Below are 15,256 nucleotides of genomic sequence, written 5' to 3'. Positions count from 1 at the left end.
AGATCGCTGCCGGCTGCACGCGCCTGGTCGACGCGCCAACCATCGACGCCGCTGCCGCTGCCCTCGCGCGATCCTGCAACGCTGCCGATCCGCGCATCGCCCGTGTGCCTGCGCGGTCAGGACGGCGTTCAAGCGCGCCCGGCGCACGCAGCGCTGCTCATCGGCCAAGGTCATTGCTCATCGCCCAAGGTGATCTCATCGCCAGCACTGGCCGCTGGCGCAGCATCGTCGGCAGAAGAGGCCTTCAACATCGCCATCATGGCAGCCCGCGCCTGGTCACCTAGGTCGCGCGCACGCGTCATGGCCTGCTGTGCGGCACGTGTGTGTGCATCGATGTCGCGCAACGCATCAGCTTCTTCAAGCAGCCTGGCGCGCAGGCTGTACACCAGTGAGAGAAGCGCGCCAATGCGATCACGCGTCTCGGCCCATTGCTGGCGGACCCGGCTCAACTTCGTTTGCGCATCTTTCAAGGCCCTGGCCGCCTCAACCGTGCTGGCGAGGTCGTTCGCCGAAGCAGCGGCGCTCGACGTCTGCATCTGCAGTGCATGCAGCGCCTGGCGTCGGGTGTCAGTATCACGCTCGGCATCTTCGACCGACTGGCGCTCCAGTTCAGACACGCGCTGCAGATCCTTCAAACGCGGCAGCAGGTCGTTCAGCCTGTCGTCCACGTCCTGCAGTTGCGCCTCTTGCGCGTCATACGCCTGTGCGGTCCGACGCAGGAGGTAGTGGACCGCCTCAACCAGAGAGGACTCGCCCTGTGCAACCTGCTGCAGGAATTCGAACGCATGCTGAGCTACCGCAATGTCCTCAATCCCGCTGCGTCCGGCCATGTGGCTGCGCAGGCGACCGTGCGCCTGGGCGAGCGCGTGATCGGCCTGTTCCACCATGGCGCCATCAGCCTGCAGCGACGCAAGCGCCTGGCGCAAGCTCCACGACGCGAGCGTCGCGTTGTTCATGTCCTGGCCCGTCGGCCCAAGTCTGGCCAACAGCCGGTCGATGCGTTCACCTGCCTTGGCGTGGGTCAGGCCCACCGATTCCAGCAATGCAGCGCAGGTGCGGCGCTGCGCCTCAATGCGCTGCGTGTGTTCTTGCAGGCGCGCCAATTCGCGCGTCAGCGCGCGCAGGTGAGGACCATCCGGCAGCATGCCCGCCTGCAGAGACCGTTCGAACGAACGGTCGCGCGCCTCCTGCAAACCGGGGCGTTCACCTCGCGGAGAGACCGGGCCGGGTGGCGGCACCTGCGCCGGCTGACGTTGCCCAAGCGCTTGCACGCCGGCCTGCTGCAGGCGATCCAGTGGGCGGCGCAGCGCACGCGCACCGGCTTCGAGGACTTCCGCCCCTTCGATGCGATCGTACAGCCCGTAACGGAACTGAATCTCCGCCTCGAACAGTTGGTGCGACGCCACCGAAGTGGCCGCCACATTCAACAGCGGCAGGCCGACACGGCTGGTGACCGGATTTTCGTCGGTGTTGTGCACGGCGATGGCCGCAAGCCGGTACAGATCCGGCGATTGCTGCGCAGCGATGAGAACGTCCTGCCAGGACATACCCTCGCTGGATGCCGGCAACCCCAATGCCGCTGCCGCCTGTGCCTGCTGCCTGGCGGCCAGCGCGTCGTTGATCGCCACCATGGCCTGCGGCCGCATCTCAAACACGAAGCGGACCTGATTGACATGCGGGATGTCCTTGAACCTGCGCAACACCTCCCCCAACCCGGGAATCTTGCGTCGCATCTCAGCAACGTCGCGCATCTTCTCGCCCAGTGCGTAGTGGCCGATGGCATGACTGATCACTGCGTCGAGCGATTCGCGCCCGAACATGTTGATCTCCACGCGGGCGCCGGGAATGACGCGTGCGCGCTGCTGGATGGCGGCGGCGTCCTGCTGCCGCAGCTGGTGCAGCATGTCGACCACTGCTGCGCGCTCGGAAGCCGTGCCGCCTCTCCATAACGATGCCGCCGCAGCATCGGTCGCCTGGGCGGCGAGCGCCCGCTGTTGTGCCAGGACGGCCCCGCCAAGCGCCGCGCCGGCTTCGATGGCCAGTGCGCCACGCCCCTGGATACGTTCGAGCACATTGCGCAGCACGACACTGCGCTCTTCCGGCGTGGCCGGATACTCCATCGCGCCCAGTTCGGCGCTGCTTTCCGGAAAGATGGCCTTGAGCCGCGCACGCAACGCATCCCATCCCTGCAGCGTCACCGGCTGCGCTACATGCGTATCCAGAGTGCGCTTGTAGCTGGCAGTGCCCAATAACGGACCGGTGCGCGTATCGTCCAGTATCGCGTCGGTTGGCAACTGCACGTCGCTGGACGCCACCCGCACCCCTGCCAGCTGCAGTGTGCCGGCACCGGTGGCGGCATTGACCAACCGCTTGAAATTGCGCCCCAATACCGATGTCAATGCGCCGCCTAGATTGATGCCGCCATTGACCTCGGCATTGATGCCCACGCGGCCCTGGAATTCCAGCCCGATGATGTCTCGCCACGCGTGGTCCAGATGCAATTCCATCTGGCTCCATTGCACACCGATCTGCGCCGTCATGCCGAACGGTAAAGATGTCGAAACCGCACTGCGCGGGTTACCGGTGGCTGCGCCCGGTGCGACTGGCTGTTTCGCACCATAGGGATGCCGCACTGCCAGCGGCTGCCCAGTCAGGTTGACGTTGAGCGACGCATTGAAATTGGTTTCGAACAGATCCAGGCCGATCGCCCCCTCATCCACGCCTGCACGTAACAGGTGGGTGGTCTCGCCGGCATGCCGGTCGAACAACAGTCTGGCGAATTCGGGGATGGTGTCCGGCGACAGGATGACCGCCGCGCCCACGCCATGTTGATAGGTTCCGCCCATCCCGAGATTGGCCGCGCCTCCCCAGGTTCCAGACACCGTTCGTGCCGGGGTGTCGACATACACATACTCGCCGGTTCCCGGGCCCGGCCGAAGATCGATACGCAGGCCCGCGCTGCCGGACACGGTCGCTTTTGCGTGGCGCACGAAGAAGGCCACCAGGCCCGCGTCGCCGTCCTTCGAATCGCCGATGCGCTCGACGCCCAGCGCGTGGATGGCCTCCCCGCCCATACCGACATTGATCGGATTGACCTGCGTCCATTGCGCCGACCCGAGCGAACCGCGCAGTTCGGCCGAGCGCACCCGACTCGAGAAGAAGGTGCTGCGATTGAACAGGTCCTGCAGCACGTCGATCATGCGCGACGCCATTTCATCCGGGGTGCTCCCCGGCGGCAGGCCAAGACTCTTGAGCAACTGCAGCTGGCGGGCACTGCCGGGCGTGGTGACCTCCTGCCGAAAGGTAGATACCACATCATCGAATGCCTCCAGTTCGCGCCAGGACGACAACCCCAGTTTGGCCAGCGCATGCAGCCCGGACTGCTGTCGCCGGGCGTCGGCTGCCTGCAGCGCCTGCGCGTCGCCGACGCCCAGCAACGTGTTGTACTCGACCAGGCCCGCAAGCAGGCATGCGCTGCGCAGCGCATGCGGCGCATCGGACGCGTTGGTGGCGTGATCCTTCTGGGCCGGCAAGGCGACATGGGCGGTCTTGAGTCGATGGCTGACCTCGCGCAGCTCGGCAAGCAGCGCCTGCTCAATGTCGCTCAACGCCTGCGGATGTAGCGCTGCGCCGCCGGCCAGGGCCGCGATGCAACGGTCGAATGAGGGCAGCAAATCGTGGCCTGCCTGGAGCGCAACGCGCATAGCCGCTGAATGCGCCCGCCGCCAAAGTTCGGCGGCGCGATAACTGGCCGTCGAACTTGTGCGCTGGATGGCGGCCCCGTCCGCCATGGAAAAATCGGCGGCCAGCGCACCCTCGCGGAAGCCGATCTTGCGCAGATCGCGCAACAGACCGGCCAAAGCCGTTTCGCGCAACGCGACCAGCTGCGCATGCTGGTCGGGCGAAAGCCCGTCGACCGGTTGGCGCAGACACGCCGCATCGGCAATGCGCACCTCCGCAAGCACCGGCAAGGTCTCGAACAGTTCCAGAGCAAGCGACTGCGCCTGCGCCGCCTCGTGGCGGAAGCCGGCAAGCCGCTTTTGCTGCGCAGTGGGTGGAGGTACAAAGCCAGTCCATCCGGCCGCCGTGCGCACGGCGCCGCAGGCCATGTCGACGACCACCTGCGCCAGCGCGGTGGCCTGCGCGCGACCGCTCTGGGCCAGCACCTGCGCAGTCGAGCGCAAGCGCAACGGATCGGTGGAAGTGGTGCCCAGCAAGGTCGTGCTGATCGCGGCGTCGTGGTCGGGCGTACTGATCCGGCTCGCCTGCTGCTGGTTGACATGGGCATTGGTACCGGACTGGGTACCGGCAGCAGCCGCCTCGTCGGGTGACGGATAGGTGGCAACGCGTGCCGCCTGGCGGGTGCCATCGGCAGCCGTCATTGCCGGCAACACGGTGTGCCAGCGCGCGCCGAGCTGCAATTGCAGTTGCCCGGTACGCGTACTGCGCAGCGCACCTGGCGGCGGTAGCGTCTGTGGCAGGGTGATCGGCACCGCATCCCACTGCCCGTGCTCGCCCAGCCGGTATAGCTGCGCAGGCCCTTCGCCGGAGTGGTCCAACGCATACAGCACATCGTCCAACCCGACGGCGATGGCCAGCGGGCGCGGCAACGCGGGCATGCCGACGCGCTGGCCTTCCGCATCCACCTTGATCAACGTGCCCGACGCCGTCAGCACCACCGCGCGACGGTCTGCATGCACGGCCGCCTGGACGAGATCTTCGTCGAAACGGGCGATCGACCTGCAGCGCACCTCCACCACGTCCGGCACCACGGCCAGCGGCCCACCGGAGGGCGTGCTGGGCACCGCACCGGCCGCCAGCCAGGTCGTCCGCCCGGGCAGTGTGACCTCGACCAATCGCGGCGGCGAAGCCAATAGTGCAAACACCGGCCGACGATCGACGAACCCACGCGGACCGGTATGCAACGAGACAACACCGGTCAGCGGTGCGCCATCGGCAAGCGTCAACCGCTCCCATGGCTGGTCCGGCGCGGGCGAGTAGTGCAGCACCCCGTTCAGATGCCCCAACCGGGCATGCCCATCCAGCACCACTGGCGACTGTATCGCCTCATTGGCGGGCAGCTGTAGCCCTTCGCTGCGCATCAGCAGAAGCGGGCGATCGAGCATGAACGCCGGCTGGAATCGCGCCTGCCCTGCCGGCCGTTGCAGCGAGATGCGGTGCCCGGCGCTGTCTTCCAGCACAAGATGCACACTGTTGTCGGTGGCCAGCCCCATGGACGTAACCGCCCATCCGTCCAAGCGCTCCATCCGATCCGGCAGGGTCAGGCGCTGCGCAACGATCGGTCCTGTGCCGCGCAGATCCGCCTCATACACACGCCCCTTGTCATCGAGCATCAGCGCAGTGCCGGCGTCAGGATGTGCCAGCGGCAGCACATCGACCGGCAAGGCAGGCGTCGATTCGAACGCCGGGCCGCCAGGCACCGGACGCAACAACTCCACCACCCGTCCGGGCGTGTCCTCATCGCAACGCCGCAGCACGCCGTCATGCAGCATGCATGGTCTGCTATCGGCATCGAAACGAAGCACGGCACCGTCCGGCAGATTGCCCACGCTGGCGGATATCTGGTCGCTGCCGGCGCGCCAGCAGTGCGCACCCGCCTGCAGATACACGGCGCCATCGGCTTGCTGGCCAAGCATGCGGATATTGGCAGCCGCACGACACGCCGCAGGGAGCGGAACCGGTACCCAGCGCCCGCTCGCATCGGCACGATGCAACTGATTGGCACGATAGGTGAAGCACTGACCGTCGGTCGCCTGCCAGATGCCGGTCAACAGGCCGATCGGCGGGTCGGCAAGCTGGCTGGCGATCCGGTCGGCGGTCGGCGCCGTGCCGGTGCGGCGTTCGACGTCCGGATGCACGGTCAATCCTGCGATCAGCAAGCCCGGCGTCGTGGTGAAGAACGCCTCGTTGCGTGGCATCCGCGGGTCCTTGGGGTCGGCCACATAGCGCAGCAGACGTCCACCGCCGCCCAGCGCCGATTCGCTCTGGATCGCCGGCCGACGCGCAAGACAAGCCTCGATCATGCGTGCGACATCGCCATCCGACGCCGAGGCGCCGTCAACCTGCACCCCGGCACGCCGGCCCTGCTGCGACGGGGAACTGCGCCGGCGGAGCGCTGGGGCCGAGCTGCTGGACGCGCCCGGCCTGACCGGCAACGCGCCCAGCGCATGCGGCGGAGACTCGGGGGAAGCTGCGCGCGGTGAGGGTGTGGTCGGCACCGGCGTGTCGACCGAATCTGGTGTCGGCAGCAGCAGCGGCCGCGACGCACGCGACGAAGCGATGGAGTGTGGTGTGGTCATCGAACGATCCAAAAAGTGGGATGCTCGGCGCGACGTCTGCAGGGCAACGCCTCACATCGTGTGAAGTACCAGAGGTGTGCGTTTCGATCAGGCAGTCGCATGGATGCCTGACAGCGCGCAGCGTGCATAGGCAATCCATTCGGCTTGATCGGTAACACCCAACGGCGCGGGCAACGCCCAGGCCCTCAAGTGGCGCACTGACGCATGGCCAGTTCAGTCCAAACGGCGAGCCCGCCAGAGACGCGCGCTCACGCGGGCGCGGCACACCCTGGGTGTGCACGCGATTGAAAACACTCACGCCCCCGAGCGTGACGCTGTTGCCTTGCTGCGATTAAGCGCATGTCGTCCTCCCTCCCAGAAGAGATGACATCCCGTCAGGATGTATCGCTGCGGACGCGTCGGGCATCCAACGTGCCGCTGTTTCGCTGGTAAAGTAATGCGCTGCGCATCGCGCGGAATGTCGAATGCGAAGCGCCGCGCGAGATGGCGAAGCAAGGCATCGCTTGAATTCCGACCGTATTGATCAGTTGCGACCTGCGTCGCCTAAACGATCAACGGCGCAAGAAATGCAGCTGTCCGGCTCTTGCCGTGTCGAGCCACCACCGCCGGCGTGCCTGCGACCACCACGTTGCCGCCCGCGCCACCCGCGCCCGGCCCCATGTCCAGCACCCAATCGCTGCTGGCGGCCACGCGCATATCGTGTTCGACCACGATCACCGTGTTGCCTGCGCCCACCAGCCCTTGCAGCTGGGCCATCAAGGTATCCACGTCGGCCGGATGCAGGCCGGTGGTGGGCTCGTCCAGCACATAGACGGTGTCGCGCCGCTGGGCGCGTTGCAGCTCGGTGGCCAGCTTGATGCGCTGCGCTTCGCCCCCGGAGAGTTCGGTGGCTGGGTGGCCAAGGCGCAGATACCCAAGCCCCACCTCACGTAATACCTGCAGCGGCCGCAGTACGCTGGCGTCGTCGGCAAAAAAATCCCCCGCCTGATCCACCGTCATTGCCAGCACCTGCGCGATGGTGTGGCCACGCAGTTCGATCTCCAGCGTCTTGGCGTTATAGCGCGCGCCATGGCAAGTGGGGCAAGGCGCGTACACGCTAGGCATGAACAGCAGTTCCACCGATACCGAGCCCTCGCCTTCGCAGGTCGCGCAGCGGCCCTTGGCGACGTTGAACGAGAACTGCCCGGGGTCGTAGCGACGGCGGCGCGCGGTGGGAGTAGCGGCGAACAGCTTGCGCACCGGATCGAACAGGCCGGTGTAGGTGGCCAGGTTGGACCGCGGCGTACGGCCGATCGCTTTCTGATCCACCCGCACCAGCCGACGCACCCGATCGAGCCCGCCAACGATCGCTCCACCCAACGGCACCTGCGTGCCACGCTCCAGCGGATCGAGCGCTTCGTCTTCCTCGGCCGGGGTTTGACCAAGGTGCGCGGCCAGCAGTTCCACCAATGCCTGGCTCACCAGCGACGACTTGCCCGAGCCGGACACACCGGTCACGGTGGTGAACACACCCAGCGGCAGGTCCACATCCAGGTCGCGCACGTTGTTGCGGGTGATGCCACGCAGCTGCAGCCATCCAGTCGCCGCACGCGCGTGGCTGTGCACCTGCGGCGGACTGCCGAACAGATAACGCCGCGTGGACGAGGCCTCCACCTGCTCCAGTCCCGCGGGCGGGCCGCTGTACAGCACCTGCCCACCGTGCACGCCGGCCGCCGGGCCGACATCGACGATCCAGTCGGCGTGGCGGATCACATCCACCTCGTGTTCGACCACGAATACCGAATTGCCTGCGGCCTTGAGCTGATCCAGCGCGCCCAGCAAGGCCTGCGCATCGGCCGGATGCAGGCCCGCCGATGGCTCGTCCATCACATACACCACGCCGAACAGCTGCGAGCGGATCTGCGTGGCCAGCCGCAGCCTTTGCAGCTCGCCCGGCGACAGCGTCGGCGTGCTGCGCTCCAGGCTGAGATAGCCCAGGCCGAGCGCCTGCACCACGGCGATCCGCGCGCGTAGATCTGCGGCAATCCGTTGCGCGGCGATCGCCTGTTCCGGATGCTGCGCTGCGCCCTTATTTTTTGCCTGCGTCCGCACATCGGCATCGGCCGCCGGGCGCAACAGCTCGGCCACCTCATCCAGCGGCCTGCGCGACAGCTCGCCGATGTCCAGCCCCGCGAACGTCACCGACAGCGCCTCGCGCCGCAGCCGCTTGCCGTCGCACTGCGGGCACTGCGTGCTGATCAGGTACTGCGCTACGCGCTTTTTCATCTGCGCGCTTTGCGTAGTGGCAAAGGTGTGCAGCACGTAGCGCCGCGCACTGGTAAAGGTGCCCATGTAGCTGGGCTCTTCCTTGCGCTTGAGTGCGCGCTTGACCTCGTCCAGGTCGTAACCGGCGTATACCGGCGCCACCGGCTGCTCGTCGGTGTAGAGGATCCAGTCGCGGGTCTTCTTCGGCAGCTTGTGCCAGGGCAGGTCCACATCGACGCCCAGCGTGGTGAGGATGTCGCGCTGGTTCTGCCCGTGCCACGCACCGGGCCAGGCCGCCACAGCGCGATCGCGGATGCTCAGGCTGCGGTCCAGCACCATGGTGGCTTCGGTGGCATCGTAGATGCGGCCCAGACCGTGACAGGTGGGGCACGCACCGGCCGGCGTATTGGGCGAAAACCCGTCCGCATAGATGATCTCCTGCCCGGGCGGATAATTGCCCGCACGCGAATACAGCATGCGCAGGGAGTTGGAGATGGTGGTGACGCTGCCCACCGACGAGCGCGCACTCGGCGCGCCACGCGCCTGCTGCAAGGCCACCGCCGGCGGCAGGCCTTCGATGGAATCCACTTCCGGCACGCCGACCTGGTCGATCAGGCGCCGCGCATACGGCGAGATCGAATCCAGATAGCGGCGTTGCGCTTCGGCAAAGATGGTGCCAAACGCCAGCGACGACTTGCCCGAGCCGGAAACGCCGGTAAACACCACCAGCGCATCGCGCGGAATGTCCACGTCCACGTTCTTGAGGTTGTGCTCGCGCGCACCGCGCACGCGCACCAGGCCGGAGGATGACGAGGCTGCGCTGGACATGAGTGACACACCGACATTCGACAACGTACTAGCCTAGCGCGGGAGGCATGCAGCCGGTGTCAGTGTCAACGGCCAGTCCTGCAGCGCTTCAATCAACCAACGCGCTGATTGCCTTGGAATGCATCGGTCGCGGGCCCTGCAGACAAATCACAGCTCCCGTGCTCTGCGGCTGGCCACTCCGCACCGTTTCATTACATCCAAGCGGGCGAGATTCGAGGCGTGGCGTCGTTAGATGCAACATCAAACGCCCAGTCGGTCGAGGGCGCGGTGCCCTCATCGCTCGCGGGACACGCCGTGAACCCATCCCTGGGGGCTCGGTGGCGGCATCCATGCCGCCACACGGTCCCGCAGGCGGCGAGGACACCGCACCAAAAAATGGGTCGGTAGCCTTGTGAAAAGCTGACCATCTCACTGGTTGCATCGGCTTGCTGATGCAGGCCGCAACCACATGAGAGTTGAGCGCGTTAAAGGCACCTCATGCACTGCTTGCACCATGCACACCGACCATCTCGACTGGTCCTTGCCCGCTCACCGTCGCGGGACCTTACGCGGCATGGATGCCGCGTAAGAGCTTACAAGGACGTACTTGCAGCGTGTCCCGCGACGGTGGGCGGGCAAGGGCCCTGCAGCCAAACCGCAGCTTCCGTGCTCTGCGGCGGCCCCTCCGCACCGTTTCATTACATCCAAGCGGGCGAGATTCGAGGCGTGGCGTCGTTAGATGCAACATCAAACGCCCAGTCGGTCGAGGGCGCGGTGCCCTCACCGCTCGCGGGACACGCCATGAACCCGTCCCTGGGGCTCGGTGGCGCCATCCATGCCGCCACACGGTCCCGCAATCGGCGAGGACCGCACCAGGAAGTTGGTCGGCCATTTTATTGAAAGCGTTTCGCTCGGCTCACGCGGGGAACTGATCGGACGCAACCTGATCCGAACAACGCACGCCACGCCTTGCTTGCAACTACGCGCACCGACCACCTCGACAGGTCCTTGCCCGCTCACCGTCGCGGGACCTTACGCGGCATGGATGCCGCGTAAGAGCTTACAAGGACGTACTTGCAGCGTGTCCCGCGATGGTGGGCGGGCAAGGACCCTGCAGCCAGGCCGCAGATCAGCCGCTCTACAACGCGATCAGCCCAGCACGTGCGCCGGCACAGGCTGCTCGCCGGTCTCGGCCAGCGCCTGCATGCGCGTCACCACGGCCGTGAACAAGCGTGCGGTGGCGGCATCGCGCGTGCGAAAGATGGCTTCCAGCTCACCGTAATACCACAGCGTGCCTTCGCGCCCGGCAGTGAATACGTTGAAGATGTCCTGGCCCACGGCGGGGTTCTCCAGGTCCTGCACGATGGTGCGCGCGTTATAGAGCTTGTCGCAGCCCGATACCAGCAGCGCGCGCTCCGGCGTCTTGCGCAAGTGGTCCAGGTAGGCCAGCTTGCGCTCGCGCCAATCGTTCTTCCGTGCGCGCGCGGTGTTGTCCACCTCGGCCTTGTCTTCGGCCGTAGCGTCGGTACACGCCATCACGATGTCGGCCACCACATCGCCGAACTGCGCGCGGATCGAAGCCTCGTGTCCGCCGCCGCAGTCTTCCACCACATCGTGCAGCAAGCCGGCAATGGCCTGTTCTTCATCGCCACCGCACTCCAACACCAGCGTCGACACGCCGAGTAAATGGCTCAGGTAAGGAATCTGCGTCCCCTTGCGCACCTGTCCGGCGTGGGCGATACGCGCGTAGTCCACGGCCTGGGCGTAGCGTTCGGTGAGAGCGGTCATGGGGCGTCCGATGCGAGCGATGCCACATTATCGCCGAGCAGAACCACACGCAGGGTGAGGATGCTGCGATGCGCAATTTGCACTCAATGACGCGTCGTTGCGGCCGATAGGATTAGGCTCGATCCACGCCGCACGATTGTGTCTACGTCATGACCCAACTTCCTATTTGCAACGCCTGCCGCGACGGCCAGGAGTTTCCCACCGCTATCACCATGGCGTTCCAGCCGATCGTGGACGTCTCCACGCGCAGCATCTATGCCGGCGAGGCATTGGTGCGTGGCATCAACGGCGAGTCGGCCGGCAGCATCCTGGCCGCGGTGGACGCACGCAACCGTTACGCATTCGACCAGGCCTGCCGCATCAAGGCGATCGAATGCGCCGCGCAGATCGCGCTGCCGGCCTTGCTGTCGATCAACTTCATGCCCAATGCGGTCTACAACCCCGAGCATTGCCTGCGCGCCACGCTCTCGGCCACCGCGCAACACGGCTGGCCGTTGGATGCGATCATCTTCGAGGTCAGCGAGCAGGAACACCTTGCCGATCCGGCGCATCTGCTGGACATCCTGCGCACCTACCAGGCGCGTGGCATGAAGACCGCCATCGACGACTTCGGCGCCGGCTATGCCGGGCTCGGCCTGCTGGCCGACTTCCAGCCAGACCTGCTCAAGCTGGATATCGCATTGATCCGCGGCATCGACGCCGACCGCAGCCGGCAGGCCATCGTGCGCCACGTCACCCGCATGTGCGAAGAACTCGGCGTTGCGGTGATCGCCGAGGGCATCGAACAGCCGGACGAGTACCGCACCCTGCGCGACATGGGCATCCACCTGCAACAAGGCTACCTGTTCGCCAGACCGCAGATCGGCGTGCTACCGCAGGTCCAGTGGCCGGAGTAAGCGCTAACAACGATCGCGCAACCGCCAGGCGGCCGCGGCCTGCGCCCCGAATCGGCACGTATCACGCGTAGGGCGCGGTTCCGGCTGCGCCGCCCGCATCCCATCTGAGGGTCGCTCGCGACGTCTTGTTGGCCACTCTGGTTTCCGCGTGCAGGCGTGCGCACTGGTCAATCAGCCCAGCCCCGCAAAACAAGCTCAGAGCGGCAAGCATCAAGCGCTAGACCCATGCAAGCGGGGTTGCCGGGAAAACACAGCAGAGGGAATGCGCTCTTACGATTCCCGAATCCCCAATTCCCGATTCCCAGCGGCGCACCAGCGCCGCTCACACGTAGCGCGGAATCGGCCCCAGCTGCGGTGTTTGATCCGGCAGTTCCACTTCCACTTCGTCCACGTAGCACCAGCCCCAGCCTTCGGGCGGGTCGTAGCCTTCGATGATGGGGTGGCCGGTGGCGTGATAGTGCGCAGTGGCATGGCGGTTCGGGGAATCGTCGCAGCAGCCCACGTGGCCGCAGATACGGCACAGGCGCATATGCACCCAGGCACTGTCGATGGCGAGACACTCTTCGCAGCCGCGCGCACTGGGCGTGACGTCTTCGATTTGCGCGGTGTGGGTGCAATGGTGGCTCATGCGGTGGTCGACTCCTGATTGGCGCTGGCAAGCTCGGAGGCCGGCACCGGATTGGCCTGATGGGCGAGGTATTGATGGATCTGCGCAACCACGGCGGCGCCCTCGCCTACCGCGGCAGCCACGCGCTTGACCGAGCTGGCCCGCACATCGCCAATGGCGAACACCCCGGGGCGATTGGTTTCCAACGGCAGGCAGGCTGGCACGCCATCGCCGCGCGCGGTGCCGGTGATGACAAAGCCGCGCTTGTCGGTCTGCACGCAGTCCTGCAGCCAACCGGTATTGGGGTCGGCACCGACGAACAAGAACAGGTGGCGCAGTTCCACGCGTGTGGTTGCACCGTCTGTTCGCGTCCGCAGCACGGCCGCCTGCAAACCGCGCTCGGGGTCGCCCTCCAGTGCGGACACTTCGGTGCCGGTATGCAGCTGCACATTGGGCAATGCCGCGATACGTTCGATCAGGTATTGCGACATCGAGGCTTCCAGCCCGCTGCCGCGAATGATCAGGTGCAACTCCTTGACCCGCGGCGCCAGAAACGCCACTGCTTGCCCTGCAGAATTGCCGCCGCCCACCAGTGCCACCACGCCGCCCTCGCACAGGCGCGCTTCCACCGGCGAGGCCCAGTACGACACACCGTGGCCTTCGAAGCGCTCCAGTCCTTCGATGTCGGGGCGTCGATACCGCGCGCCCGACGCAATCACCACGGTGCTGGCCAGCACCTGTTTGCCATCGGCCAGGTCCAGATGCAGCGCGCCATCATCGCGCCCGCACTCCAGCGTTGCCGCTTCCAGCGGGATGGCCAACTCGGCACCGAATTTCAGCGCCTGGTTATAGGCGCGGCCAGCCAGCGCCTGCCCCGAAATACCGGTCGGAAAGCCCAGATAATTTTCGATACGTGCCGACGCACCGGCCTGCCCACCGATGGCGCGCTGATCCAGCACCAGCACCGACAAGCCTTCGGAGGCGGCGTAGACCGCCGTCGCCAGACCGGCAGGGCCGGCGCCCACAATCGCCACGTCGTAGCGCTTGTTCGGGTCGATGTCCGGCGTCATGCCCAGGCAATGCGCGGCTTCGGCATCGCTGGGCTGGCGCAACAGGCGGCCGCTGGGGCAGACCATCACCGGCAGATCCTGCTCCTGGATACCCAGCCGCTCGACCAAGGCGCGGCCTTCGGCATCGGACACATCCATCACCGTGTTGGGATAGCCGTTGCGGGTCAGGAAGCCCTGCAAACGGGTCACGTGCGGGTCGTCCGGTTCGCCGATCAGCACCGAGCCCGACGCATCCCCTTCGATCAGGCCGACACGGCGCAGGATCAGCGCACGCATCACCACTTCGCCCACCTCGGCCGAGCTGATCATGAGGGCGCGCAGATGTGCGGTGTCGAAGGGCAGCGCCAGGCAACCGTCCGGCCCGGCACGTCCGGCCGCCAGCGATGCGCGGCCGGCCAGCTGACTCACCTCGCCGGTGAACTGGCCAGGCGTGTGTTTGGTGATCGGCTTTTCGTTGCCCAATCCGTCGCGACGCACCACCTCGATGGCGCCTTCCAGCACCACCCATACCGGCGCGTGCGCATCGCCGACGTCGAACACGATCTCGCCAGCACCGAACCGCTGCGCCGGCCCGCTGGCGAAGCGCCGCGTGATCGCCAACTGGCCCACGTCCAGCTCGGGAAACATCTGATGGTGACGGGTATCGTCCAGAGGCATGGATCGGCGGCATTTGAAGGGGGGATTGCATGCAAGCATGGCCAGTGGTGACGGCAATGGCAATCACCCGAAATAGGCAATGTCAGGCATACCCGACGGCACAGACCGACAAGCGCACGCGAGCGCCTGCAGCTGCGCGAAATGATGATGTGTGTCGTCTTGCACCCGCCAGTGCTGCACCGAACACTACCGGGCAAACGGCCACAAGCGCACGCATCACCGCGGCGTCGGCTGCCAGTGCGGGCCGTGCTGCCCTGCCGCCATACGCTCGGCCGGGCGCACACGAAACACCACGCTCATGCGCTCGCCCACCGCCCGGCTGGTCTTGGGGATGCCATGGGTGTGCGTCAACTGCGAGGCATGGCTCATCGCCAACAAGCTGCCCGGCGCCAGCTCCAAGCCGACGGCACGGCCGCGGCCATCGTTTGCACGCAGATTCATGCGCCTTGCGGCCCCCAGCGACAGCAGCGCGATCGGATGCGGCGCAACCAGCGTGTGCAGCGCATCGTGGTGCATCGCCACGCTGTCGCGCCCATCACGGTACAGATTCAAGCCCACCGCGTTGTACGGTGCGGGCAACACCGCTTGAACCGTCTCCAGCAGGCACTGCAGCGGCAGGCCGGGCGGCAAGGCAGCGTCCAACCGGTAGGAGGCCAGCAAACGCGGCACATCCACCACGCGGTCGTACATCTCCCGCCGCTGGCTGCGCCAGTCGGCGCCATCGCGCAGCGCCGCAAAGCACTCCAGCGCCATTGCAGGAGTCAGCAGCTGCGGCCAATAGCGCACGCCGCCTTCGGCATCGTCCAGTACCTGCAAGGGCGCTGCGGGGGTGTCGAACAAATCCATCTGCACCATATGCGGGCGCGC

The 15,256-nt window shown here is 66.4% G+C and carries 7 protein-coding genes and 1 other RNA gene; 2 read left to right on the top strand and 6 right to left on the bottom strand.

Annotation, left to right across the window (positions count from 1 at the left end; translation table 11 throughout):
• Window positions 1–170 precede the first annotated feature (170 nt).
• The 3 genes from BJD12_RS19220 to BJD12_RS19200 form a co-directional block, all read right to left on the bottom strand.
• Window positions 171–6,176 carry a hypothetical protein gene (locus BJD12_RS19220; RefSeq protein ID WP_042828687.1) on the bottom strand — a complete coding sequence of 2,002 codons (6,006 nt, stop codon included), beginning with the start codon at window positions 6,174–6,176 and terminating at the stop codon, window positions 171–173.
• Window positions 6,177–6,863: 687 nt separating this feature from the next.
• Complete coding sequence (locus BJD12_RS19215) at window positions 6,864–9,392, bottom strand: excinuclease ABC subunit UvrA (protein WP_005997514.1); 2,529 nt, start codon at window positions 9,390–9,392, stop codon at window positions 6,864–6,866.
• 1,128 nt (window positions 9,393–10,520) lie between these two features.
• A complete protein-coding gene (locus BJD12_RS19200) occupies window positions 10,521–11,159 on the bottom strand; it encodes an HD domain-containing protein (protein ID WP_005990939.1) in 639 nt (212 codons plus the stop codon).
• A 149-nt stretch (window positions 11,160–11,308) separates the two neighbouring features.
• Between BJD12_RS19200 and BJD12_RS19195 the strand changes: the two genes are divergently transcribed.
• Both BJD12_RS19195 and BJD12_RS19190 read left to right on the top strand, forming a co-directional pair.
• Complete coding sequence (locus tag BJD12_RS19195) at window positions 11,309–12,055, top strand: EAL domain-containing protein (RefSeq protein ID WP_005990938.1); 747 nt, start codon at window positions 11,309–11,311, stop codon at window positions 12,053–12,055.
• Window positions 12,056–12,111: 56 nt separating this feature from the next.
• Window positions 12,112–12,189, top strand: a non-coding RNA gene (locus BJD12_RS19190) — sX9 sRNA.
• Between the two features lie 188 nt (window positions 12,190–12,377).
• On the opposite strand, the gene BJD12_RS19185 is transcribed toward BJD12_RS19190, so the two are convergent.
• From BJD12_RS19185 to BJD12_RS19175, 3 genes are all read right to left on the bottom strand, one after another.
• Window positions 12,378–12,683: a UBP-type zinc finger domain-containing protein gene (locus BJD12_RS19185; RefSeq protein WP_005990937.1), complete on the bottom strand. Its 306-nt coding sequence runs from the start codon at window positions 12,681–12,683 to the stop codon at window positions 12,378–12,380.
• Window positions 12,680–14,389, bottom strand: coding sequence for an FAD-dependent oxidoreductase (locus BJD12_RS19180; RefSeq protein WP_005990936.1), 1,710 nt, complete (start codon window positions 14,387–14,389; stop codon window positions 12,680–12,682). The genes BJD12_RS19185 and BJD12_RS19180 overlap by 4 nt, the downstream gene beginning before the upstream one ends.
• Window positions 14,390–14,605: 216 nt before the next feature.
• Window positions 14,606–15,235 (bottom strand): alpha-ketoglutarate-dependent dioxygenase AlkB, encoded by a 630-nt coding sequence (locus tag BJD12_RS19175; protein ID WP_039424888.1) that lies wholly within the window; start codon window positions 15,233–15,235, stop codon window positions 14,606–14,608.
• Window positions 15,236–15,256: the final 21 nt, after the last annotated feature.

This window comes from Xanthomonas vesicatoria ATCC 35937, assembly GCF_001908725.1.
GTDB classification, from domain to species: domain Bacteria; phylum Pseudomonadota; class Gammaproteobacteria; order Xanthomonadales; family Xanthomonadaceae; genus Xanthomonas; species Xanthomonas vesicatoria.
This window is presented reverse-complemented; position numbering and strand designations above follow the sequence as displayed.